Below are 22,539 nucleotides of genomic sequence, written 5' to 3'. Positions count from 1 at the left end.
AGTGGGATGGCAAGACGATGAAGGCACGGTGACAGGAAAATGGGAGCTGAGGCACGTATAAGCCAAATAAAAAGCCGGGTGGTGGCATCACCTTACCCGGCCTGGAATTCATGACATCGCGGTATTACCCGCCCAGATAGGCGCTTCTTACCGCTTCATTCGCCAGCAGTGCATCGCCAGTATCGGAAAGCACCACATGACCGTTTTCGAGCACATAGCCGCGATCGGCAAGCTTCAACGCCTGGTTGGCGTTCTGCTCAACGAGGAAAATGGTCATCCCCTGCTCGCGCAGTTGTTCGATGGTGTCGAAGATCTGCTGAATGATGATCGGCGCAAGACCCAGCGAGGGTTCGTCCAGCAGCAGCAGGCGCGGGTTGCTCATCAGCGCACGACCAATCGCCAGCATTTGCTGTTCACCGCCGGACATAGTGCCCGCACGCTGAATGCGGCGCTCATGCAAACGGGGGAACAGTTCGTACACCCACTTGATGCGCTGCTGGAACTGGTCGCGTTCGGCAAAGAAGCCGCCCATCGCCAGGTTCTCTTCCACGGTCATGCGTGAGAAGACGCGACGCCCTTCCGGAACAATCGCCACCGCTTCGCGCATGATCTTCGCCGTTTGCCAGTCGGTAATATCTTTGCCGTCAAACACAACCCGCCCGCTGGTCGCACGCGGATCGCCGCACAGCGTCCCCAGCAAGGTGGTTTTCCCTGCGCCATTCGCGCCAATCAGGGTGACGATTTCACCCTGATTGATGTGCAGGCTCACCTCGTGCAACGCCTGAATTTTGCCGTAGTGGGCACTGACCTTGTCAAAGGACAACATGACTTTATCCATCTTATGCGTCACCACCATTATGCTTCACCTAAATAGGCGCGGATCACGTCCGAGTTGTTACGAATTTGCTCCGGCGTCCCGTGCGCCAGCGGCGTTCCCTGATTCACCACATAAATGCGATCAGAGATGCCCATCACCAGCTTCATATCATGTTCAATCAGCAAAATCGTGGTGTTGTGATGGTTACGCAGTTCGGCAATCAGCTCGTCCAGCTCTTTGGTCTCTTTCGGGTTCAGGCCCGCCGCCGGTTCGTCAAGCATCAGGATCTCCGGTTGCGTTACCATGCAGCGGGCGATCTCCAGACGGCGCTGATCGCCGTACGCCAGGTTACTGGCCTGACGGTTGGCGTGCTCCAGCAAACCAATACGCTCCAGCCAGCTCGCCGCGCGGTCCAGCGCTTCGCTCTGGGCGCGGCGGAAGGATGGCGTTTTGAACAACCCCGAAAAGACGCCGGTTTTCAGCTGTTGATGTTGTGCTACCAGCAGGTTTTCAATCACCGTCATTTCGCGGAACAGACGCACATGCTGGAAGGTACGCACCACGCCCATACGGGCAATTTGCTGGCCCGGCAGCCCTTCCAGATGCTGGTCACGCAACGTGATGGTGCCGCCCGTGGGTTTATAAAAACCGGTCAGGCAGTTAAAGACAGTCGTCTTGCCCGCGCCGTTCGGACCAATCAGGGAGACGATTTCCTGCGGGTGCAGCTCCAGGTTGACGTTATTCACCGCCAGCAAACCGCCGAAGCGCATCATCAGACCGTTAACAGATAATAATGGCTGACTCATGCCTGCTCTCCTTTCGGTTGCCCGTTTTTCAGTTTCAACTGGGGACGGGTCATCGGCAGCAAGCCCTGCGGACGCCAGATCATCATCAGTACCATCAAACCACCCAGCATCAACATGCTGTATTCGTTGAAGTCACGCATCAGCTCGCGCGAAACCACCAGCAGAATAGCCGCCAGGATCACCGCAAACTGCGACCCCATGCCGCCCAGAACCACAATCGCCAGCACAAACGCCGATTCGGCAAACGTGAACGACTCCGGACTGACAAAGCCCTGGCGCGCGGCGAACAGCGTTCCGGCAAAACCGGCAAACGCGGCGCTGATGGTAAAGGCCGTCAGCTTGATACGCGTCGGGTTTAGCCCCAATGAACGACAGGCGATTTCATCTTCACGCAGCGCTTCCCATGCGCGGCCCAGCGGCATACGCAGCAGACGGTTAATCACGAACAGTGAGAACACCACCAGCAACAGCGCCACCAGATAAAGCCAAATCACGCGGTCGGACGGGTCATACTTCATGCCGAAGAAGTTACTGAAAGTGTCCCAGCCACCTTCACGGGCGGTGCGACTGAACTCCAGACCAAAAAAGGTCGGTTTCGGGATCTGGCTGATGCCGTTCGGGCCGCCGGTCACTTCGGTGTTGTTGAGCAGCAGAATACGGACGATTTCACCAAAGCCCAGGGTGACAATCGCCAGATAGTCGCCGCGCAGACGCAGCACCGGGAAACCGAGCAGGAAGCCCGCCGCCGCAGAAACCAGCCCCGCCAGCGGCAAACAGGTCCAGAAGCCGAGGCCGTAATAGTGGTTCAGCAGCGCGAAGGTGTAAGCGCCGATAGCGTAAAAGCCGCCATAACCCAGCACCAGCAGGCCAGAAAGCCCGACCACCACGTTCAACCCGAGACCAAGGATGATGTAAATCATGGTCAGGGTGGCGATATCCACCGTCCCGCGCGACACCATAAACGGCCACGCCACGGCGATAACCAGCAATGCCACAAGGAACAGCTTCTGTTTGGCGGTTGAACCGTCAATGGCCGGCAGAATAAATTTCGGCCCGGAGACGCTCTTCAGCCCCTTCTGTAATGTCGGGCGCAGCATCTGGAAGATAAAGACCACCGCCGTGCCGATAAACACCCACTGCCAGCGGATGTCGCCCGCAGTGTCGACCACCAGTTTAGTGCCATCCAGCTCTAACTGGACGCCCATAAAAACGCTCGCCAGCACGAAGAACATCGCGGCAGAGAGCAGCGCCATCGCAAAATGCATCGGTTTCATACTTTCTCTACCTCCGGACGACCCAGAATACCGGTCGGCATCACCAACAGCACCAGAATCAGCAGGGCAAACGACACCACATCTTTGTATTCTGTACTCAGGTAGGCAGAGGAGAGCGCTTCGGCAACGCCGAGGATCAGGCCGCCGATCATGGCACCTGGAATGCTGCCGATACCGCCCAGTACCGCCGCGGTGAAGGCTTTCATCCCGGCCATAAAGCCGATGTACGGGTTGATGACGCCGTAAAATTGTCCGAGCAGCACACCCGCCACCGCCGCCATCGCCGCGCCGATCACAAAGGTCAGCGCAATCACACGGTCAGTATTAATCCCCAGCAGACTCGCCATTTTCAGGTCTTCTGCGCAGGCGCGACAGGCGCGGCCCATACGGGAATAACGGATGAACAGCGTCAATGCCAGCATCGCCACGAAGGTGACAATCCAGATAACCAGCTGCATGGTGGTGATGCTGGCAGAGAAGTTCTCGCTGGACCCGACAACCCACTGGCCGTTGAACAGGCTTGGCAGCGCCACATCGCGCGACCCTTCGGTCAGGCTGACGTAGTTTTGCAGAAAGATGGACATCCCGATGGCGGAGATCAGCGCAATCAGGCGCTTGGAGCTGCGTACGGGCCGATAGGCCACCCGCTCGATACTCCAGCCATAGGCGCTGGCGATCACAATGGCGCCAACAAACCCGGCGGCCACCAGCAGCCAGCCGGTATCAATGCCCATCATCATTAGTGCGGCAATGATCATAAAAGAGACATAGCTGCCGATCATGTACACCTCGCCGTGGGCGAAGTTGATCATGCCGATAATGCCGTACACCATCGTGTAACCGATAGCGATCAGCGCGTAGGTGCTTCCCAGCGTGACGCCGTTAAACATCTGCTGCAGAAAATAGAGAAACTGCTCGGACATAAGACTACCTTTCTCATTCCGCCCGGTAACGCCGGGCGGTGGGATGATTATTTGGCTACCGAGGAAGAACCGTCGGCGTGCCACTGGAAGACACCAAATTCAAATCCCTTTAGATCGCCTTTTTCATCCCATTTCAGCGGCCCAATCACGGTATCAGCCCCGTGTGCTTTCAGATCTTTCACCAAATCCAGCGGCGCTTTGCTGCCGCTACGCTCCAGAGCCGTCGCCAGCGACTGAACCGCAGCGTAGGTGATCCACACGTACGGGCCGCTCGGATCTTTTTTCTCTGCCTTCAGCTCATCCACGATGGCTTTGTTCGCCGGATCCTGGTCATAGCGTTTCGGCATCGTCACCAGCATGCCTTCCCCCGCCTCGCCCGCGATATTCGACAATGACGCATTACCCACGCCTTCCGGTCCCATAAACTGCGTTTTCAGGCTGACAGCACGCGCCTGGCGCAGCATCTGGCCCATTTCCGGGTAGTAGCCGCCGTAATAGACGAAGTCGATGTTGTCTTTTTGCAGACGCGCGATCAGCGCAGAGAAATCTTTCTCTCCGGCCGTGATCCCATCAAAAAAGACGATATTGGCGTTGCCCGCTTTCAGGCCGTCCTGCACCGAACGCGCCAGCCCTTCGCCGTATTGCTGCTTATCGTGAATGATGGCGATACGCTGCGGTTTCACGGTTTCAAGAATGTATTTGGCGGCGGTCGGTCCCTGAGAAGAGTCCAGGCCTGCCGTACGCATAATGTGTTCATAGCCACGCTGCGTCAGCTCCGGGTTCGTCGCCCCCGGGGTGATCATCAGAATACCTTCTTCTTCATAGATGTCAGATGCAGGCTGGGTGGAAGAAGAACACAGGTGGCCGATAACATACTGAATGCCGTCGTTGACGATCTTATTCGCCACCGCCACGGCCTGTTTCGGATCGCAGGCATCGTCATACTCAACGCCAACCAGCTTGTCGCCTTTGATGCCGCCTTTGGCGTTGATGTCTTTAATGGCCTGACGCGCACCATTAAATTCCATGTCTCCCCATTGCGCCACCGGGCCGGACATCGCCCCCACGACCGCCACTTTAATATCCTCAGCCATTGCTGCATGCGATATCGCTAATGCAATGACCCCTGCGATGACCGTTTTCGCATTCCGTTTCATTTCTGAGAACCCCATTTGTGATGTGATTTATAGTTTGTATTTATATGGTCAAAAAGCAGTCTGTGCTTTTTTTGAACTTCGCTACTTTTATCAATCCCATTAATGGTTTAGCGATGCCTTTTAAGCAAATACAGATTAAAATCTCTATTTTTCAGTCGATTAAGAAAAGATAATATTCTGCTTTTCACTATAGATAAACAAAAAAAAACGCCGTTGTCAGCATAAAATAACGATACAAAGGGCGGAATAAAACACTGCCTTTCAGGGAATTATTCTGCCTAATTTTCATTCTCTAATGTTTCAAACTGTACTTTTCGCTGTCAAAACATTAATCACCTAACAAATGATAGAAAAAAGAGAAAGCCTCCGGGGAAATTATTTCGGTAAACTGTCCCTATCTTTTGAGATTTGGACATGCTGTTGATGAAGCTGACCATCATTCGTTTAGAAAACTTCAGCGCCCAGGATCGCATCGATCTGGGCAAAATTTGGCCGGAATATTCAGCCTCCTCCTTAACACTTGATGAAACGCACCGGATCTACGCCGCGCGCTTTAATGAGCGTCTACTGGGAGCAGTGCGGGTCACTCTCGGGACAACGCAAGGCGCGCTGGATTCATTGCGTATACGCGAAGTCACACGACGCCGTGGCGTGGGGCAATATTTGGTCGAAGAAGTGCTGCGCGATAACCCGAACGTCGTCTCCTGGTGGATGGCGGATGTCGGCGTTGAGGACCGGGTTGTGATGGCGGCGTTTATGCAGGCGTTGGGCTTTACGGCCCAGGAGAATGGCTGGGAGAAGCGGTAAAAAAACCGGGTGGCGACTGCGCCTTACCCGGCCTGGAGATGGCACGTTGTAGGCCCGGTAAGCAAAGCGTCACCGGGCAATGCCGTCATTTAGCGTCGGTCGCCGTACCGTTGGCGTGCCAGTCAAAGACGCCGAACTCAAAGCCTTTCAGGTCGCCTTTCTCATCCCAGGAGAGCGGACCCATCACGGTTTCTACGGTGTTCGCTTTCAGGTAGTTGGCGATCTCAGCCGGATCTTCAGACTGATTCAGGCCTGCCTGCAGAGATTGCAGCGCCGCATAGGTGGTCCATACGAACGCACCGCTCGGATCCTGCTTCTTCGCCTTGATGGCATCCACAATCGGTTTGTTCGCCGGAACCTGATCGTAGTTCTTCGGCTTCGTTACCAACATCCCTTCGGCAGATTCACCGGCAATGTTAGACAGGGAGACGTTCGCCACCCCTTCTGGTCCCATAAACTGCGTTTTCAGACCCGCCGCGCGAGCCTGACGCAGGATCTGCCCCATCTCCGGGTGGTAACCGCCGTAGTAGACAAAGTCGATATTCTCTTTCTTCAGACGCGCCACCAGCGTAGAGAAATCTTTCTCGCCAGCCGTAATACCGTCAAAGAATACGACGTCGGCGTTACCTTTTTTCAGCTCGTCCTGAACGGCGCGCGCCAGACCTTCACCGTATTGCTGTTTATCGTGAATGATCGCGATGCGCTTCGGTTTCACGCTATTCAGAATGTATTTCGCCGCTGTCGGTCCCTGGTCAGAATCCAGACCGGTGGTACGCAGAAGCAATTTATAGCCACGCGCGGTCAGTTCCGGCGCGGTTGCCGCTGGCGTGATCATCAGAATGCCTTCGTCTTCATAGATGTCAGACGCAGGCTGAGTGGATGAAGAGCACAGGTGACCAATAACGTACTTAATGCCGTCGTTAACCACTTTGTTGGCGACCGCGACCGCTTGTTTCGGGTCACAGGCATCATCATATTTCACGACGACCAGTTTGTCGCCTTTAATGCCACCTTTCGCGTTGATATCGGCAATCGCCTGCTCCGCACCTGTAAATTCCTGATCGCCATACTGCGCGACCGGCCCCGACATTGCGCCGACGACTGCGACTTTAATATCCTTAGCAAACGCCATATTGCTCAAAGACAGGGCGATACATCCTGCCAATAACGCTTTACCCTTCATATTCATCCTGAGAATCCCCATTATTGTGGTTATTACGTGTGTTGTGATGTTGTTGTTTAGCGCTTTATTTCAATTATAGGTGTGCAGTTCGCGCTTTTTCAGCACACTCTGCTAAAACATACCCGATTTTTACGATTTTGGAATAGCTAATTTGACAGTCAGATAACAAGTTGATGACAAAAAAAGTGGCCGCCGCAATGGGCGGCGCAGGTTTATCGTGTCAGCGAGTGCGTAATAATCTCCAGCGCTTTGCGAAATTGCGCGTCGGGGATAGTCAGCGGGTAGAGAAAGCGGATCACATTGCCGTAAACGCCGCAACTGAGCAGCAAGAGTCCTTGCGCCAACGCTTTACTCTGTACCTGGCGGGTAAATTCAGGAGATGGCTGACCGGAAGACGGGCAGTTAAACTCCACCGCCACCATGGAGCCCTGCGCACGAATATCCGCAATATGCGGACAATTCGCTTTGGCCGAGTTGAGCGCCTCAACCAGATGTTGGCCCAACGCGACGGCACGCGCGCACAGCTTCTCTTCTTCAATCACATCCAGTACGGCATGCGCGGCAGCAACGGCCAGCGGATTTCCGGCGTAGGTGCCGCCGAGTCCGCCTGGCGCTGGCGCATCCATAATATCGGCGCGTCCGGCAACCGCCGACAGCGGCATCCCGCCAGCCAGACTTTTCGCCATCGTGATGAGATCGGGTTGCACGCTGTAATGCTCCATCGCAAACAGTTTGCCCGTACGGGCGAAACCGGTCTGCACCTCATCGGCAATCAGGAGAATACCGTGGGTATCGCACAGTGCGCGCAGCGCGTGCATAAATTCACCCGGCGCGACATTAAAGCCCCCTTCACCCTGTACCGGCTCAAGGATTACCGCCGCCACCTGATCGGGCGCAATATCCGCTTTGAAAATGCGCTCCAGGCTTTGCAGCGCATCAGCGGTGCTAACCCCGTGCACCGCATTAGGATACTGGGCGTGATACACCGACCCGGGGAACGGTCCAAAGCCAATTTTGTAGGGAGCGACCTTTCCGGTCAGCGCCATGGTCATAAAGGTTCGCCCGTGGAAGGCGCCGCCAAAGGTGATAAGTCCTGGTCGTTTTGTGTAGGCACGGGCAATCTTCACCGCGTTCTCTACCGCTTCCGCCCCGGTAGAGAAAAAGGCGGTTTTTACCGGCCCGTTGATGGGGACACGTTCGTTGATGCGTTCCGCAAGCCGGACGTAGCTTTCATAAGGAACGATTTGATAAGCCGTATGGGTGAATGACTGAAGCTGCTTCTCAATGGCAGCGATTATTTTTGGGTGTCGATGACCGGTGTTAAGCACCGCAATACCGGCGGCAAAATCAATCACCTCATTGCCTTCCACGTCCCACAGCGTCGCGTTTTCTGCTCTGTCGGCATAAAAATCGCACATTACGCCGATACCGCGCGGCGTCGCCTGTAAACGCCGTTCATTCAGTTCGTTATTTTTCATTTTCATCCCCTAAGATGCGCAAAACCCATCGGTAAGTGTTTGCCAGGGGGAGAAAATTTGCCAGAACAGGCGTTAAAAAAACAAAAACCCCGGATATTCATCCAGGGTTTTTCGGGGACTTCGCGGGAATTACGCTTCGATAGCGGCGCGAAGTTTTTTCATGGCGTTCTTTTCAAGCTGGCGCACACGTTCTGCGGAAACGCCGTAGCGATCGGCCAGTTCCTGCAAGGTAGACTTGTTGTCTTCATCCAGCCAACGTGCACGAATGATGTCCTGGCTACGTTCGTCCAGCCCCTGCATAGCGTCGGTCAAACGGTTTGCCGCCTGCTCTTCCCAGTTGTCGTCTTCAATGCCGTCGGCAAAGTTAGACGATTTGTCCTGCAGATAGAGCACCGGTGCCATCGGCTGGCTGTCGGATTCATCGTCCGAGGACATATCAAACGTCATGTCCTGCGCCGCCATACGGGATTCCATTTCGCGAACGTCTTTGCTGGAAACACCCAGCTCGCGCGCCACCATTTCGACTTCATCCTGATTAAACCAGCCCAGACGCTGCTTGGTTTTACGCAGGTTGAAGAACAGCTTACGCTGCGCTTTGGTGGTCGCCACTTTGACGATACGCCAGTTACGCAGAACATATTCGTGGATCTCAGCTTTGATCCAGTGCACGGCGAAGGAGACCAGGCGCACACCCACTTCCGGGTTAAAACGGCGCACGGCTTTCATCAGGCCGATATTACCTTCCTGAATCAGATCCGCCTGCGGCAGGCCATAGCCCGCATAGTTACGAGCAACATGAACAACAAAGCGCAGGTGAGACAGAATCAGCGTCTTCGCTGCCTCCAGATCGCCCTGGTAATGCAGCTTTTCAGCAAGTGCCCGCTCCTCGTCTGCCGACAACATCGGCCACGCGTTCGCAGCCCGGATGTAAGACTCCAGGTTACCAACAGGGGCTAAAGCTAAATTTTGCATTTCTTTGGTCATTCAAATCCTCTCAATCTTTATCTTCCGGCGTTACAACAACAATCATGCCAGAGCTTATGAGCAACGAGAATATCATTCACATTTTTATCAGACAGTGATTCTATCCACAAGTTCAATGCAACGCTGTGAATAAACTACGCACAAAATGTGACACCGTTTTGAAAAATACGAGGGCAGGGACAGGAGATTTTTTTGAAGCTCTTTCCCTGCGAACGGGAATTCATTGCAGGGAAAGATTATATCACGGTTTTTTTAGTCAGGAGTAAAGTGACGTAAATGTTGTACCGTGGCAAGCCAGGCTGCCACCCAGCCAATCATTGAGCACACCAGCAATAACAGCAGACACTCGTCGAACGATAATCCGTTGATATCAAATTTCGTTCCGAAAACCTGCGCCACTTCGGTCACGGCAGACGACAGTCGCATCACCAAAATTTCTGACAAAATCAGTGAGAGAAATGCGCCAGAGAAGCCCAGCAGCGCACCGCCATACAGGAACGGACGCAGAATAAAACCGTCTGTCGCGCCGATCAATTTCTGTACGTTAATGGTGTCGCGACGGGCAAAGATGCTCAGGCGCACGCTGTTGCCGATGACGAGGAAGACCGCCGCCACCATCAGTACGCCTATCATCGCCGATACCCGGCCAACCAGACCAGTCAGCGCGGCGAGACGAGCAAACCAGCTATCATCCATGCGCACTTCGTCGATACCGTTAATTTGCGAAATCCGATCGCGCAGCGTATTCAACGAGTCCGTTCCCTGAAAGTCGAGTTTCGGCACCACCACCGCCACGGCCGGCAGCGGGTTCTCTTCCAGCATGTCCAGCGCGCCGCCAAATCCGGACCAGTTACGGAACTCGCCCAGCGCGTCATCTCGCGACAGGTAATTCACTTTTTCCACGCCCTGCTCGCCCTGCAACTGCGCCACCACCCCTGCAGCTGCGTCATCATCCAGCGTTTTTTGCAGATATACGGTTATCTGCGGAGAAGGGTAATATTGTGTCGCCGCATGGTTCACGTTTTTGTAAACCATGTAGCACACGCTTGGCAGGGTCAGGGAGATCGCGATAACCATCACCGTCAGAAACGTCGCCAGTGGTTTGCTTTTCAGATCCTGTAACGCCCCCTGGAACGCGTAGCGAACCTGTTCGTTAAAGACGTTGGTTTTACGCGAGTTCGGTTTTGGCGCAGACTTCGCACGCTTTGGCGCATTGCGGCCACCGTCTGGGGACGCACCGCCAGATTTACGGAAGCGGTCCAGTCGACCACCGAATTGCCTGATTTGATTAATCGCGTCGCGCTTATTCACGGGCCTCGCCTCCATGCAAATGTCCATCGCTCAGGGTCAGCATCCGATACGAACGGCGGGAAATAAGCCCAATGTCGTGCGTTGCCATCAGTACCGTCACCCCGACGCGGTTAAACTCTTCGAACAGACGTAAGATCCCTTCCGACAGCGCGTCATCCAGGTTCCCGGTCGGTTCATCCGCCAGTAACACTGCCGGTTTATTCACCACCGCCCGGGCGATGCCCACACGCTGCTGTTCACCGCCGGAAAGTTGAATCGGGAAGTTCTTCGCTTTGTCCAACAGGCCGACTTTATCCAGTGCCGCCGACACGCGACGACGAATGTCGTCTCCGCTGGCGCCCGCGATAATCAGCGGGATCGCCACGTTGTCGAAGACCGTCCTGTCCATCAACAGGTGGTGATCCTGGAAAATCATCCCGATCTGACGGCGCAGAAACGGCACTTCACGGTTTTTCAAACGCGTGATGTCATGCCCGCTGAAATAGATTTTCCCGGCGCTTGGCCGCTCAATCCCACAGATCAGCTTCAGCAGGGTACTTTTCCCCGCACCTGAGTGACCGGTCAGGAACGCCATCTCGCCAGGCTGCATGTGGAATGTGACCCCTTGCAGCGCTTGTCTCCCACCGAGATAGGCCTTGCTGACATGTTCAAAGCGAATCATTGTTAATCCTCTCGGGCAAAAAGTGCCTCTATAAAATCGCCCGCTTTAAACGGACGTAAATCCTCGATACGTTCGCCCACACCAATATAGCGGATAGGAATGCCAAACTGATCGGCAACCGAGAAGATAACTCCCCCTTTCGCCGTTCCGTCCAGCTTGGTCAGAGTGATACCGGTCAACCCCACCGCTTCGTGGAACAGTTTGGCCTGGCTTATCGCATTCTGCCCGGTGCTGGCATCGATAGTCAGCATAACTTCATGCGGCGCGTCTTCATCCAGTTTCTTCATGACGCGAACGATTTTCTTCAATTCTTCCATCAGGTGCGCTTTGTTCTGCAAGCGACCTGCCGTATCGGCGATCAGCACGTCAACGTTACGCGCCTTCGCCGCCTGAATCGCATCAAAGATCACGGAGGCGGAATCTGCGCCCGTGTGCTGAGCAATCACCGGAATGTTGTTACGTTGCCCCCAAACCTGCAACTGCTCCACCGCCGCGGCGCGGAAGGTGTCCCCTGCCGCCAGCATCACGGATTTGCCTTGTTGTTCAAATTGACGCGCCAGTTTACCGATAGTGGTGGTTTTACCCACGCCGTTCACGCCAACCATTAAAATAACAAACGGGGTTTTGCCTTCTACATTCAACGGTTCTTCGACTTTCGCCAGGATCTCGCCCATTTCATCCTTGAGCAACCCGTAGAGCGCTTCGGCATCGCGCAGTTGCTTACGGCTCGCGCCGTCGGTCAGATTAGCAATAATCTTGCGGGTGGTTTCCACCCCGACGTCAGCGATCAGCAACTGCTCTTCCAGCTCTTCGAAGAGATCATCGTCGATTTTCTTTCCACGGAACAGACTGATAAATCCGGAACCGAGGTTTTCTTTGGTTTTTAGCAGACTGCGTTTCAGGCGCGCAAAGAAACCTTCTTTGGTCGGTTTTTCCTGTTCCTGAGCGCTCTCTTCAACCGGCGTCTCTTCTTGTACCTCTGCGGCGTCAACAACCGGCTCTTCTGTCTCTTCGACTTCTTCTGCCGCTTCTTCTTCCGCGTCGGCGGCCAGCGCCTGCGCTTCCAGCTCTTCGTCGGTTAATTCGGGTTCGTTTTCCGCTGCTTCCTCGACCGCCTCAATGATTTCGACGGTTTCCGCTTCCGCCTGCCACTCTTGCGGTGAAATCTCTTCGGCTTTCACCTCTTCCGGCAACGGCAGCACTTCATGTTCGATAACATCGGCGACAGCAACGGCCGGGGCGGGTGTTTCAACAACCGGTTCTTCGACGATCGCAGCGGGCGTTTCTACGACCTCTGGCTGTGGTTCAACGTCGGATTCGACCGGCGCGGCGTCAACAATGGCTGGCTCCGGCTGCGATTTTTCACTTTCGGCAACTTGCTCAGTGACCTCTACCACTTCAGCGGCAAACGCTTCCGATTCAGCGTCTTTGTGCGGTTCCGGGGCGTGCTGCTGCTCTTCAGTCGCAACAACCTCATCAGTAACCTGTTGTTGTTCTTCGCTTTTTAGTTCTGTCTCGTTTTCCGGCGCCTGCTCTTTTTGACCAAAGCCCAGCCAGGAAAAAAAGCCACGTTTTTTCTCTTTCGCCATTTGCGACCATACTCCCCGCTGTTGCTTCATGGCACAGCGTCAACGCTATGTACATAGCAGCTATAAAAATGATGAAATAGTCTATCACTTAACTTAATTCACATCACCGCCTGGTATTACGTATCAGCCGCGGATTGGACCATTATTGACATGAAAAAACCGAATCACTCAGGCAGCGGTCAAATCCGGATTATTGGCGGACAATGGCGAGGTCGTAAACTCCCGGTTCCGGACAGCCCGGGTCTGCGCCCGACGACGGACCGGGTCCGCGAAACGCTGTTCAACTGGCTGGCGCCCGTCATGGTCGACGCCCAGTGTCTGGACTGTTTTGCGGGCAGCGGCGCACTGGGGCTGGAGGCACTGTCCCGCTATGCGGCAGGCGCGACGCTACTGGAGATGGATCGCGCGGTTTCCCAACAGTTGCAAAAAAATCTGGCGACGCTGAAAGCCAGCAATGCCCGGGTCATCAACGCCAACACCCTGGCGCACCTTGCCCAAACCGGAACACCGCACAACGTGGTCTTCGTCGATCCGCCCTTTCGTAAAGGACTGCTGGAAGAGACGCTAACGTTACTGGAAACGCACGGCTGGCTGGCTGATGAAGCCTATATTTATATCGAAAGCGAAGTCGAAAACGGTCTGCCGCCCGTCCCGGAAAACTGGTCGCTGTATCGCGAAAAAGTGGCCGGGCAAGTCGCATACCGTTTATATCAAAGAGAAAAATAAGGAGAACGTAATGTTGATTAATCTGGGACGGTTGTTGATGCTCTGCGTCTGGGCATTTTTGTTGCTTAACGTAGTACAACCTTTCCCACGGCCACTCAATATCTTCGTGAACGTCGCGCTGATCTTTATGGCGTTGATGCACGGTATGCAGCTCGCGTTGCTAAAAAGCACCTTGCCGAAAGAGGGGCCGCAAATGACTACCGGTGAAAAAATCCGCATTTTCCTGTTCGGTGTGTTTGAACTGCTGGTCTGGCAGAAAAAACTGAAGTCACAGATGAAGAAGTGATTTTTTTGCCCGGTGGCGCCACTGTTACCGGGCCTCTGTCTGACCCACAAAATCGACAAAGCGCGTTCCTTTGTAACTCAGCGTGCCTTTGTCTCCCACGGTCAGCGCATGATATTGCTGCGCATCCAGACGGAAGGTGTGTTCCAGACCGCCGCTCTGCGGTTTAAAGCTCGCCTCATAACGCATACTCGTGCCTGCCGGGGTGACCTGCTGCTGGCGCGAGCGTCGGTCATCGATCGGTTTTTCGCGTTTATTACTGACCACCACCGCCTTTTGCAGTAACGGCGCGCTCTCGTTATCCGCTTTTTCGCGCCGCTGTTGAACAAAGCGAAACGACGCAGCAACGACAATCAACCCAATGATAACAATGAAAAAAAGAGGTGGCTTACTCATGTTTTTAACCCATCAGAAAATACGGAAATAAGCATACCTTGCCTGTTATGGTGTTGTCATCCGCCTGTACCCGCCTCTACACTGGACACTATGGCCGTGAGCATATCGCTTGCGAAAAAATAACGAATTCAAGGAACTAAGATGCTTTGGTCGTTTATCGCTGTCTGTCTTTCCGCATGGTTATTTGTGGATGCTTCTTATCGTGGGCCTGCGTGGCAACGTTGGGTCTTTAAACCCGTCACTCTATTACTTCTGCTGTTACTTGCCTGGCAAGCACCGATGTTCAGTGCCGTCAGCTACCTGGTCCTCGCGGGGCTGTGTGCCACACTGGTGGGCGACGCGCTGACACTGCTGCCTCGCCAGCGTCTGTTGTATGCCATTGGCGCGTTCTTCCTGTCACACCTGCTGTACACCATCTACTTCGCCAGCCAGATGACACTCTCTTTCTTCTGGCCGCTGCCGCTGGTACTGCTGGTGTTGGGCGCGCTGCTGATCGCCGTCATCTGGACGCGCCTGGAAGAGTTACGCTTACCGGTGTGTACGTTTATCGCGATGACGCTGGTGATGGTCTGGCTGGCCGGTGAACTGTGGTTCTTCCGCCCCACCGCACCGGCGTTTTCTGCGTTTATGGGGGCGGCATTGTTGTTCATTAGTAATATTGTCTGGCTGGGGAGCCACTATCGCTATCGCTTCCGTGCGGATAACGCGATTGCCGCCGCCTGCTACTTCGCGGGGCACTTCCTGATTGTTCGCTCACTTTATCTCTAATAACGCTTGACTCTGGAGTCGACTCCAGAGTGTATCCTCCGGTTAATGAGAAAATTATCATCGACCGGAGGATGCCATGTCGACACCCGAAACTGATGGCAAAAAGGCACCACAATTTTCATCCTTTACCCTTGCTCCCGCGCCACAGAAGGCAGATGACTGCTGCTGTGAAGGGACGTGTAGCACCCCTGCCCCCCTTGTTTCCGACGCTATTGAAGGCACCCGTTATACCTGGAAAGTCGCGGGTATGGATTGCGCCGCCTGCGCGCGAAAAGTTGAGAATGCGGTACGCCAGGTGAGCGGCGTCAATCAGGTTCAGGTTCTCTTCGCGACGGAAAAACTGGTGGTCGACGCAGACCCCGATCTGCGTCAGCAAATTGAACGCGCCGTCCAAAACGCGGGCTACACCCTGCGCGACGAACAGGCACCGGAAGACGCCCCTGAGTCCCGGTTTAAAGAAAACCTGCCGTTGATTACGCTAATCATCATGATGGCTATCAGCTGGGGGCTGGAGCAGTTCAACCATCCTTTTGGTCAGTTCGCGTTTATCGCCACCACGCTGGTCGGTCTCTACCCGATTGCCCTCCAGGCGCTGCGCCTGATGAAAACCGGCAGCTACTTCGCCATTGAAACGCTGATGAGTGTCGCCGCCATTGGCGCGCTGTTTATTGGCGCAACCGCAGAGGCGGCAATGGTGCTGCTGCTGTTCCTGATTGGCGAGCGCCTGGAAGGTTGGGCTGCCAGCCGCGCCCGTAAAGGGGTCAGCGCGCTGATGGCACTCAAACCAGAAACCGCCACGCGCATCCGTAACGGACAGCGTGAAGAGGTGGCGATCGCTACCCTGCAACCGGGGGATACGATTGAAGTTGCCGCCGGTGGCCGCTTGCCTGCCGACGGTAAATTGGTTTCCGGTTTCGCCAGTTTTGATGAGAGCGCGCTGACAGGTGAATCCATCCCGGTTGAACGGGCAACAGGCGAAAAAGTGCCCGCGGGCGCTACCAGCGTTGACCGTCTTGTTACGCTCGAAGTGCTTTCTGAACCGGGCGCCAGTGCGATTGACCGCATTCTGAAGCTGATTGAAGAGGCCGAGGAACGCCGTGCGCCAATCGAACGTTTTATCGATCGCTTCAGCCGAATTTATACCCCGGCGATCATGGCCATCGCGCTGCTGGTCGCCCTTGTGCCGCCGTTGCTGTTCGCCGCCTCGTGGCAGGAGTGGATTTATAAAGGTCTAACGCTGCTGCTGATTGGCTGCCCGTGTGCGCTGGTTATCTCAACACCCGCCGCCATTACCTCCGGACTGGCCGCGGCGGCACGCCGTGGCGCGTTGATCAAAGGGGGAGCGGCGCTGGAACAACTGGGCAGAGTCACTCATGTCGCCTTTGATAAAACCGGTACGCTGACCGTCGGGAAACCCCGTGTTACGGCTATCCATCCGGCAGCAGAAATCAGCGAGTCTGACCTGCTGGCGCTGGCGGCGGCGGTGGAACAAGGGGCGACGCACCCGCTGGCGCAGGCCATCGTCGCTGAAGCCCAAACGCGCAAACTGAGTATTCCCTCCGCGCAGTCTCAACGAGCACTGGTCGGCTCCGGCATTGAAGCGCTGGTCAACGGTGAGCGCGTACTGATTTGTGCGGCGGGTAAACAACCTGCCGACGCCTTTGCCGGGCAGATCGGCGAGCTGGAAAACGCCGGACAAACGGTGGTTCTGGTGCTGCGTAACGAGACGGTACTTGGCGTGATTGCGCTACAGGATACGTTGCGTGAGGATGCCCACACCGCCGTTAGCGAGCTCAAAACGTTAGGGGTGAATGGCGTGATCCTGACCGGCGATAACCCGCGTGCCGCGGCCGCCATCGCCAGTGAACTTGGGCTGGAATTTAAAGCCGGGCTACTGCCAGAAGATAAGGTCAAGGCCGTCTCTGCCCTTAACCAGCAGTCGCCGCTGGCGATGGTTGGCGACGGTATTAACGACGCCCCCGCCATGAAAGCGGCCACGATCGGTATCGCGATGGGAAGCGGTACGGACGTCGCGCTGGAAACCGCCGATGCCGCCCTGACCCATAACCGCCTGCGCGGCCTGGTGCAGATGATTCAACTGGCGCGCGCGACCCACGCCAATATTCGGCAGAACATCGCCATTGCGCTGGGATTAAAAGGGATTTTCCTCGTCACCACGCTGCTGGGAATAACCGGCCTTTGGCTGGCGGTGCTGGCTGATACGGGGGCGACGGTGCTGGTGACGGCGAACGCACTGCGGCTGTTGCGAAAAGGCTAATGTGTTTGTGCCGGATGGCGGCGTTGCCTTATCCGGCCTACGGGCTGCACGTGGAGTATTATTCTTTGTAGGCCGGATAAGCGTAAGCGCCATCCGGCACCGCTTACTGTCCTTTACGGAGCAAATAGCGATACGGCAGTGATTCCGTCTCTTTCGCTAACAGTTCATGTTCCATAAAGGTACAAAAACCAGGAATATCGCGGGTCGTTGCCGGATCGTCGGCGACAATCAACAGCGTTTCACCTGTCTGCATGTTGCGTACCGTTTTACGCACCATCATCACGGGTTCCGGGCAGCGCAGTCCCTGAGCATCAAGCGTATGGTCGGGGGTAGAAAGCAGATCGGTCATTATCGTCTCATTTACGCAAAAAACGGCGGTAGTTTACCCCCAGTTTGCGAGTAAGCCAATCAGGTTAACGATTGCGTGAAAAACAACCATTGCATTGCGTAGTTAAAGCAGTATCATGCGGCGGCTTGAAAATGTTAAGACGCGTTATTGGCGCAGCCCTTTGATTGGGGCCAGTAAAATAGCGTGTCGCACGAAATGGGTTCCCTCACCCCAATTTAATTAAAAAGGTACAATATGACGCAGTTCTCTCAAACGCAGCGCGTAAACGCGTTGTTCTGGCTATCGCTATTCCATTTGCTGGTGATCACCTCCAGTAACTATCTGGTGCAGCTCCCGGTTTCCATTTTTGGTTTCCACACCACGTGGGGCGCGTTCAGCTTTCCCTTTATTTTTCTCGCCACCGATCTGACCGTGCGTATTTTTGGCGCGCCGCTGGCACGTCGAATCATCTTTGCCGTAATGATCCCGGCGCTGCTGATCTCCTATGTCATCTCGTCGCTGTTCTATATGGGCTCCTGGCAGGGATTTGGCGCGCTGTTGCACTTCAACCTGTTTGTCGCCCGTATTGCCGCCGCCAGTTTTATGGCTTACGCGCTGGGGCAGATTCTGGATGTGCATGTCTTTAATCGCCTGCGCCAGAATCGTCGCTGGTGGCTGGCGCCGACAGCATCGACGCTGTTTGGTAACGTCAGTGATACGCTCGCCTTCTTCTTTATCGCTTTCTGGCGTAGCCCGGACGCGTTTATGGCCGAGCACTGGATGGAAATCGCCCTCGTCGACTACGCATTCAAGGTGCTGATCAGCCTTGTTTTCTTCCTGCCGATGTATGGCGTATTGCTGAATATGTTGCTGAAAAGGCTGGCAGATAAATCTGAAATCTCGGCATTGCAGACGAGTTAAAGGTTCATTTTCCGAGTTGTGATAAGATGGGTGAATGAGCCGTTATGGCCGTTTATCGAAAGGAAGAAGTCAATGCGCAATCTGGTTAAATATGTCGGTATTGGCCTGCTGGTTATGGGGCTTGCGGCCTGTGATAACAGCGATACGAAAGCTCCGGCAGAGGGTGCCACAGCGGAAAGTAACGCAACCGGACAACCTGTCAGCCTGATGGATGGCAAACTCAGTTTCTCACTGCCGGCAGAGATGACCGATCAGAGCGGCAAGCTGGGGACTCAGGCCAACAATATGCACGTCTATTCTGACGCCACTGGCCAGAAAGCCGTCATTGTGATTGTGGGCGACGACACCAAAGAAGAGCTGGCCGTGCTGGCGAAACGTCTGGAAGAGCAACAGCGTAGCCGCGACCCGCAATTGCAGGTCGTGACCAACAAATCTATCGAGCTGAAGGGCCACACGTTCCAGCAGTTAGACAGCATTATCTCGGCGAAAGGCCAGACCGCTTACTCTTCCGTCGTGCTGGGTAAAGTGGGCGACCAACTGCTGACCATGCAGATCACACTGCCTGCAGACGATCAGCAAAAAGCGCAAACTGCCGCTGAAAACATCATTAACACGCTGGTCATTCAGTAACGGTTAAGACGATGATACGGCCTCCTGCATTGTTGCCGGGGGCCGTTTTTTTAACCGCCAGGTCAACAAAAACGCAACCGCCACCAGTCCCGCCGCCGCCAGATAGATAACCGGCACACCCGCCCATGTCATAACCAGCCCGGCCAGTGGCCCGGTGACGCCCAACGATAAATCCATAAACACCGTATAGGTTGCCAACGCTGCACCCTGATTTTGTTGCGGCACCGCTTTCACCGCCACCACGCCCAGTGCCGGGAAAACCAGCGAGAACCCGGCCCCTGCCAGCAATACGCCGATTTTCGCCATCCACGGCAGTACCGCCATCCCCACCAGCAGCAGCCCGACGATTTCCACCGCAAAACAGATCATCGCCACATTTAAACCGCCGATCCGATTGATGCCATTGGGAAACAACAGACGCGTGCCGACAAACGCACAGCTAAACAGTGTGAGGGCGAATGCCGCACCATCCCAGCCTTTGGCGTCATAAAACAGTGTGATGAAGGTGGCGATCACGCCAAATCCGGCAGACGCCAGCGACAGGGCCAGGCCGTACAGCCAGACACGTCCGAGAACGGCGCGAAACGGCAAAGGTTTGCCTTTACTGGCTTTCACTGCTGGACGTGGAAGCGCAAACAACACCGCCAGCAAGGCGACGCCCATAATCGTCAGCGCCAGCCCTTGCAAACCTCCCCAGGCGTAGAACAGCACACCGAGCGGCGCCCCCATCGCCATTGCCCCATAGGTGACAATCCCGTTCCACGAAATCACCCGCCCAATGTGCAACGATCCCACTACCCCTACGCCCCACAGCGTGGAGCCAGTGCCCGCAAAGCTTTGGCCGATACCTAAGATCAGCCGTCCCAGACACAACAGCAGTAAGCTCGCTATCGGCCAACCGCTGGTGACGCCTGCCAAAAAATAACTCAGGCCACTTAAAAAACAGCCGCACAGACCGAATACCACGATTTTTTTCGGTCCCAGGAGATCGGCAAAACGTCCGGCATGGGGCCGACTCAGGAGGGTCGCAAAGTATTGCAGACTGATGACCAGTCCCGCCCAGAAGGCGCTAAATCCCATCACATCATGAACATAGCCAGGCAGTACCGCGAGCGGCAGGCCGATGGTCAGATAGCTGGCGAAGTTAAACATGACAACCGAGACGATGCGTAGATTAAGACGTAATCCATTGAGCGCCGGTTCAGCGACGGGTTCTGGCATGGGATCCACCACGTTCTTACAACAGTGTTTCATTTCTATCATGCCCGGCCACGAAAATCAGCAGCAAGATTCAGATTAGCAGCAGCAAGCCAGCCGCTACACTTAGCAAACGGAACACAAGAAGGACGTAGACATGACGACCCCTCAGCCTGACAAAACGGGTTTGCACATTCTGCTAAAACTGGCAGCGTTAGTGGTCATTCTGGCCGGTATTCATGCCGCAGCGGATATCATTGTGCAACTCCTGTTGGCGCTCTTTTTCGCCATTGTTCTGAACCCGCTGGTCACCTGGTTCATCCGTCGGGGTTTGCATCGTCCGCTGGCGATTACACTGGTGGTCGTGGTGATGCTCATCGTTCTCACTGCGGTGATCGGCGTGCTGGCCTCCTCGGTGAATGAGTTCATTGCTATGCTGCCGAAATACAACAAAGAGCTGACGCGCAAACTCCTGCATCTGCAAGAGATGGTGCCGTTTCTCAATCTCCATTTGTCGCCGGAGCGTATGCTGCAACGCATTGATTCTGACAAGCTGATGACCTTCACCACGGCGTTGATGACCGGGCTGTCAGGCGCGATGGCCAGCATTATTCTGCTGGTGATGACCGTCGTGTTCATGCTGTTTGAAGTCCGCCACGTCCCCTACAAACTGCGTTTTGCGCTGAACAATCCGCAGATCCACATTGCCGGTCTGCATCGGGCGTTAAAAGGCGTCTCACACTATCTGGCGCTGAAAACGCTGCTGAGTTTATGGACCGGCGCCATTATCTGGCTGGGGCTTGCGCTAATGGGGATTCAGTTCGCACTCATGTGGGGCGTGCTGGCCTTCCTGCTGAACTATGTCCCCAATATTGGTTCCGTTATTTCTGCGGTGCCGCCGATGATCCAGGCGCTGTTATTTAACGGGTTTTATGAATGCATCCTGGTGGGGGCGCTCTTTTTAGTGGTCCATATGGTTATTGGTAATATCCTGGAACCGCGCATCATGGGGCATCGCCTGGGAATGTCCACTCTCGTGGTATTCCTCTCATTACTGGTATGGGGATGGTTATTAGGTCCGGTAGGTATGTTACTTTCTGTTCCCTTAACCAGCGTGTGCAAAATTTGGATGGAAACCACCAAAGGCGGCAGCAAACTGGCGATATTACTGGGGCCTGGACGGCCCAAGAGTCGATTACCGGGATAAGATGACAAATGATACACTGTGTAAATTCCATTATTATTAAACGTTGGTCCTGATATGTACCGGATCGTTCTGGGAAAAGTGTCGACTCTGAGCAAAGGCGCGTTACCGCCTTCGCTGTACGCTCAAGCCCCACAAGGCAAGCGTCGTGCCCGCTGGCTGGCGGGTCGTGTGCTGCTATCCCACGCGCTTTCACCCTTGCCCGAGATTGTTTACGGCGAACAGGGAAAACCGGCGTTTTCAGCCCAGACCCCGCTGTGGTTCAACCTGAGCCACAGCGGCGATGACATCGTTTTGCTGCTGAGTGATGAAGGCGAGGTGGGTTGCGATCTCGAAATCATCCGCCCGCACCATAACTGGCGGGCGCTGGCGAATGCGGTATTCAGTCTCGGAGAACATGCCGAGATGGAAGCAGAGCATCCGGACCAGCAACTGGCCGCGTTCTGGCGCATCTGGACGCGTAAAGAAGCGATGGTGAAACAGCGCGGCGGCACCGCCTGGCAAATCGTCAGCGTCGACAGCACACTCGCTTCTGCCTTGTCGGTCAGCCACTGCCAGCTTGACGCACTGAGCCTGGCCGTATGCACCCCTACACCGTTTCAGGTAACCGCCGCATCAGTACAGCGACTGGACGCGGTTGCCTGACACAACGCCTGAGAAACACGGGCATCCCGCGCCCGTTTCTCCCTATTTACTCTACGATTTTTGTGTACTTTTCCCTTCTGGTTGCCCATCTATTGATCCAGAACACGTCAAAAGTATGATGAATCCCTAGAATCGTCATACCCAATTAGTCGTACTTCTATTCATCAATCGGG

Annotated in this window: 23 protein-coding genes; 9 read left to right on the top strand and 14 right to left on the bottom strand. The window is 55.0% G+C overall.

Going from position 1 to position 22,539, the window contains the following annotated elements:
• Positions 1–124 precede the first annotated feature (124 nt).
• Genes livF through livK form a run of 5 tightly spaced genes read right to left on the bottom strand, consistent with a single transcriptional unit; the run spans position 125 to position 4,977 of the window.
• Entirely contained in the window at positions 125–838 is a 714-nt protein-coding gene (gene livF / locus AC07UY_RS05775) for a high-affinity branched-chain amino acid ABC transporter ATP-binding protein LivF (protein ID WP_494659773.1), read from the bottom strand.
• Between the two features lie 17 nt (positions 839–855).
• The gene (gene livG, locus AC07UY_RS05770) at positions 856–1,623 is read right to left on the bottom strand and encodes a high-affinity branched-chain amino acid ABC transporter ATP-binding protein LivG (RefSeq protein ID WP_494700830.1); all 768 of its coding nucleotides are present in this window, start codon (positions 1,621–1,623) and stop codon (positions 856–858) included.
• Positions 1,620–2,897 carry a branched chain amino acid ABC transporter permease LivM gene (gene livM, locus AC07UY_RS05765; protein ID WP_203359694.1) on the bottom strand — a complete coding sequence of 426 codons (1,278 nt, stop codon included), beginning with the start codon at positions 2,895–2,897 and terminating at the stop codon, positions 1,620–1,622. The genes livG and livM overlap by 4 nt, the downstream gene beginning before the upstream one ends.
• Positions 2,894–3,820, bottom strand: a complete 927-nt coding sequence (gene livH, locus AC07UY_RS05760; protein ID WP_192614234.1) for a high-affinity branched-chain amino acid ABC transporter permease LivH — start codon at positions 3,818–3,820, stop codon at positions 2,894–2,896. The genes livM and livH overlap by 4 nt, the downstream gene beginning before the upstream one ends.
• 47 nt (positions 3,821–3,867) lie before the next feature.
• Positions 3,868–4,977, bottom strand: coding sequence for a high-affinity branched-chain amino acid ABC transporter substrate-binding protein LivK (gene livK, locus AC07UY_RS05755; RefSeq protein WP_192614233.1), 1,110 nt, complete (start codon positions 4,975–4,977; stop codon positions 3,868–3,870).
• A 423-nt stretch (positions 4,978–5,400) separates the two neighbouring features.
• Between livK and panM the strand changes: the two genes are divergently transcribed.
• Positions 5,401–5,784, top strand: coding sequence for an aspartate 1-decarboxylase autocleavage activator PanM (gene panM, locus AC07UY_RS05750; protein ID WP_494659772.1), 384 nt, complete (start codon positions 5,401–5,403; stop codon positions 5,782–5,784).
• An 85-nt stretch (positions 5,785–5,869) separates the two neighbouring features.
• Here the strand turns inward: panM and AC07UY_RS05745 are convergent, their stop codons facing one another.
• The 6 genes from AC07UY_RS05745 to ftsY form a co-directional block, all read right to left on the bottom strand.
• Positions 5,870–6,973 carry a branched-chain amino acid ABC transporter substrate-binding protein gene (locus AC07UY_RS05745; protein WP_494659701.1) on the bottom strand — a complete coding sequence of 368 codons (1,104 nt, stop codon included), beginning with the start codon at positions 6,971–6,973 and terminating at the stop codon, positions 5,870–5,872.
• A 206-nt stretch (positions 6,974–7,179) separates the two neighbouring features.
• On the bottom strand, positions 7,180–8,445 hold the full coding sequence (locus AC07UY_RS05740; protein WP_494659700.1) for a 4-aminobutyrate--2-oxoglutarate transaminase: 1,266 nt from the start codon (positions 8,443–8,445) through the stop codon (positions 7,180–7,182).
• 129 nt (positions 8,446–8,574) lie between these two features.
• Positions 8,575–9,429: an RNA polymerase sigma factor RpoH gene (gene rpoH, locus AC07UY_RS05735; RefSeq protein WP_045448525.1), complete on the bottom strand. Its 855-nt coding sequence runs from the start codon at positions 9,427–9,429 to the stop codon at positions 8,575–8,577.
• 252 nt (positions 9,430–9,681) lie between these two features.
• Complete coding sequence (gene ftsX / locus AC07UY_RS05730; protein WP_203359690.1) at positions 9,682–10,740, bottom strand: permease-like cell division protein FtsX; 1,059 nt, start codon at positions 10,738–10,740, stop codon at positions 9,682–9,684.
• A complete protein-coding gene (gene ftsE / locus AC07UY_RS05725; protein WP_192614228.1) occupies positions 10,733–11,401 on the bottom strand; it encodes a cell division ATP-binding protein FtsE in 669 nt (222 codons plus the stop codon). Before ftsE ends, ftsX begins: the two co-directional genes overlap by 8 nt.
• A gap of 2 nt (positions 11,402–11,403) precedes the next feature.
• Positions 11,404–12,990, bottom strand: a complete 1,587-nt coding sequence (gene ftsY, locus AC07UY_RS05720; RefSeq protein WP_203359689.1) for a signal recognition particle-docking protein FtsY — start codon at positions 12,988–12,990, stop codon at positions 11,404–11,406.
• Between the two features lie 150 nt (positions 12,991–13,140).
• Here ftsY and rsmD point away from each other — a divergent pair, with 150 nt between their 5' ends.
• Positions 13,141–13,716: a 16S rRNA (guanine(966)-N(2))-methyltransferase gene (gene rsmD, locus AC07UY_RS05715; RefSeq protein WP_494659699.1), complete on the top strand. Its 576-nt coding sequence runs from the start codon at positions 13,141–13,143 to the stop codon at positions 13,714–13,716.
• A 10-nt stretch (positions 13,717–13,726) separates the two neighbouring features.
• The gene (locus AC07UY_RS05710) at positions 13,727–14,002 is read left to right on the top strand and encodes a DUF1145 family protein (protein WP_192614226.1); all 276 of its coding nucleotides are present in this window, start codon (positions 13,727–13,729) and stop codon (positions 14,000–14,002) included.
• Between the two features lie 24 nt (positions 14,003–14,026).
• On the opposite strand, the gene AC07UY_RS05705 is transcribed toward AC07UY_RS05710, so the two are convergent.
• Positions 14,027–14,395: a DUF2500 domain-containing protein gene (locus AC07UY_RS05705; RefSeq protein WP_301700399.1), complete on the bottom strand. Its 369-nt coding sequence runs from the start codon at positions 14,393–14,395 to the stop codon at positions 14,027–14,029.
• Positions 14,396–14,536: 141 nt separating this feature from the next.
• On the opposite strand from AC07UY_RS05705, the gene AC07UY_RS05700 reads away from it, so the two are divergent.
• Together AC07UY_RS05700 and zntA are read left to right on the top strand one after the other, a co-directional pair.
• Complete coding sequence (locus AC07UY_RS05700) at positions 14,537–15,163, top strand: lysoplasmalogenase (RefSeq protein ID WP_192614224.1); 627 nt, start codon at positions 14,537–14,539, stop codon at positions 15,161–15,163.
• A 76-nt stretch (positions 15,164–15,239) separates the two neighbouring features.
• Positions 15,240–17,441 carry a Zn(II)/Cd(II)/Pb(II) translocating P-type ATPase ZntA gene (gene zntA, locus AC07UY_RS05695; RefSeq protein WP_494700831.1) on the top strand — a complete coding sequence of 734 codons (2,202 nt, stop codon included), beginning with the start codon at positions 15,240–15,242 and terminating at the stop codon, positions 17,439–17,441.
• A 103-nt stretch (positions 17,442–17,544) separates the two neighbouring features.
• Here zntA and tusA read toward each other — a convergent pair whose 3' ends face one another.
• A complete protein-coding gene (gene tusA, locus AC07UY_RS05690) occupies positions 17,545–17,790 on the bottom strand; it encodes a sulfurtransferase TusA (protein ID WP_494700832.1) in 246 nt (81 codons plus the stop codon).
• Positions 17,791–18,024: 234 nt separating this feature from the next.
• Here tusA and AC07UY_RS05685 point away from each other — a divergent pair, with 234 nt between their 5' ends.
• Entirely contained in the window at positions 18,025–18,690 is a 666-nt protein-coding gene (locus tag AC07UY_RS05685; RefSeq protein ID WP_192614222.1) for a 7-cyano-7-deazaguanine/7-aminomethyl-7-deazaguanine transporter, read from the top strand.
• Between the two features lie 72 nt (positions 18,691–18,762).
• Positions 18,763–19,320, top strand: a complete 558-nt coding sequence (locus tag AC07UY_RS05680; RefSeq protein ID WP_192614221.1) for a DcrB family lipoprotein — start codon at positions 18,763–18,765, stop codon at positions 19,318–19,320.
• A gap of 3 nt (positions 19,321–19,323) precedes the next feature.
• Here AC07UY_RS05680 and AC07UY_RS05675 read toward each other — a convergent pair whose 3' ends face one another.
• On the bottom strand, positions 19,324–20,583 hold the full coding sequence (locus AC07UY_RS05675; protein ID WP_494659697.1) for an MFS transporter: 1,260 nt from the start codon (positions 20,581–20,583) through the stop codon (positions 19,324–19,326).
• Positions 20,584–20,674: 91 nt separating this feature from the next.
• Here AC07UY_RS05675 and AC07UY_RS05670 point away from each other — a divergent pair, with 91 nt between their 5' ends.
• Both AC07UY_RS05670 and acpT read left to right on the top strand, forming a co-directional pair.
• Positions 20,675–21,724 (top strand): AI-2E family transporter, encoded by a 1,050-nt coding sequence (locus AC07UY_RS05670; protein ID WP_494659696.1) that lies wholly within the window; start codon positions 20,675–20,677, stop codon positions 21,722–21,724.
• Positions 21,725–21,778: 54 nt separating this feature from the next.
• Positions 21,779–22,366, top strand: a complete 588-nt coding sequence (gene acpT / locus AC07UY_RS05665; RefSeq protein WP_494659695.1) for a 4'-phosphopantetheinyl transferase AcpT — start codon at positions 21,779–21,781, stop codon at positions 22,364–22,366.
• Positions 22,367–22,539 lie beyond the last annotated feature (173 nt).

Source organism: Citrobacter sp. GW821-FHT02E08 (assembly GCF_059421685.1).
The sequence above is the reverse complement of the archived record's forward strand: the minus strand, read 5'-3'. Positions and strand labels throughout refer to the sequence as shown.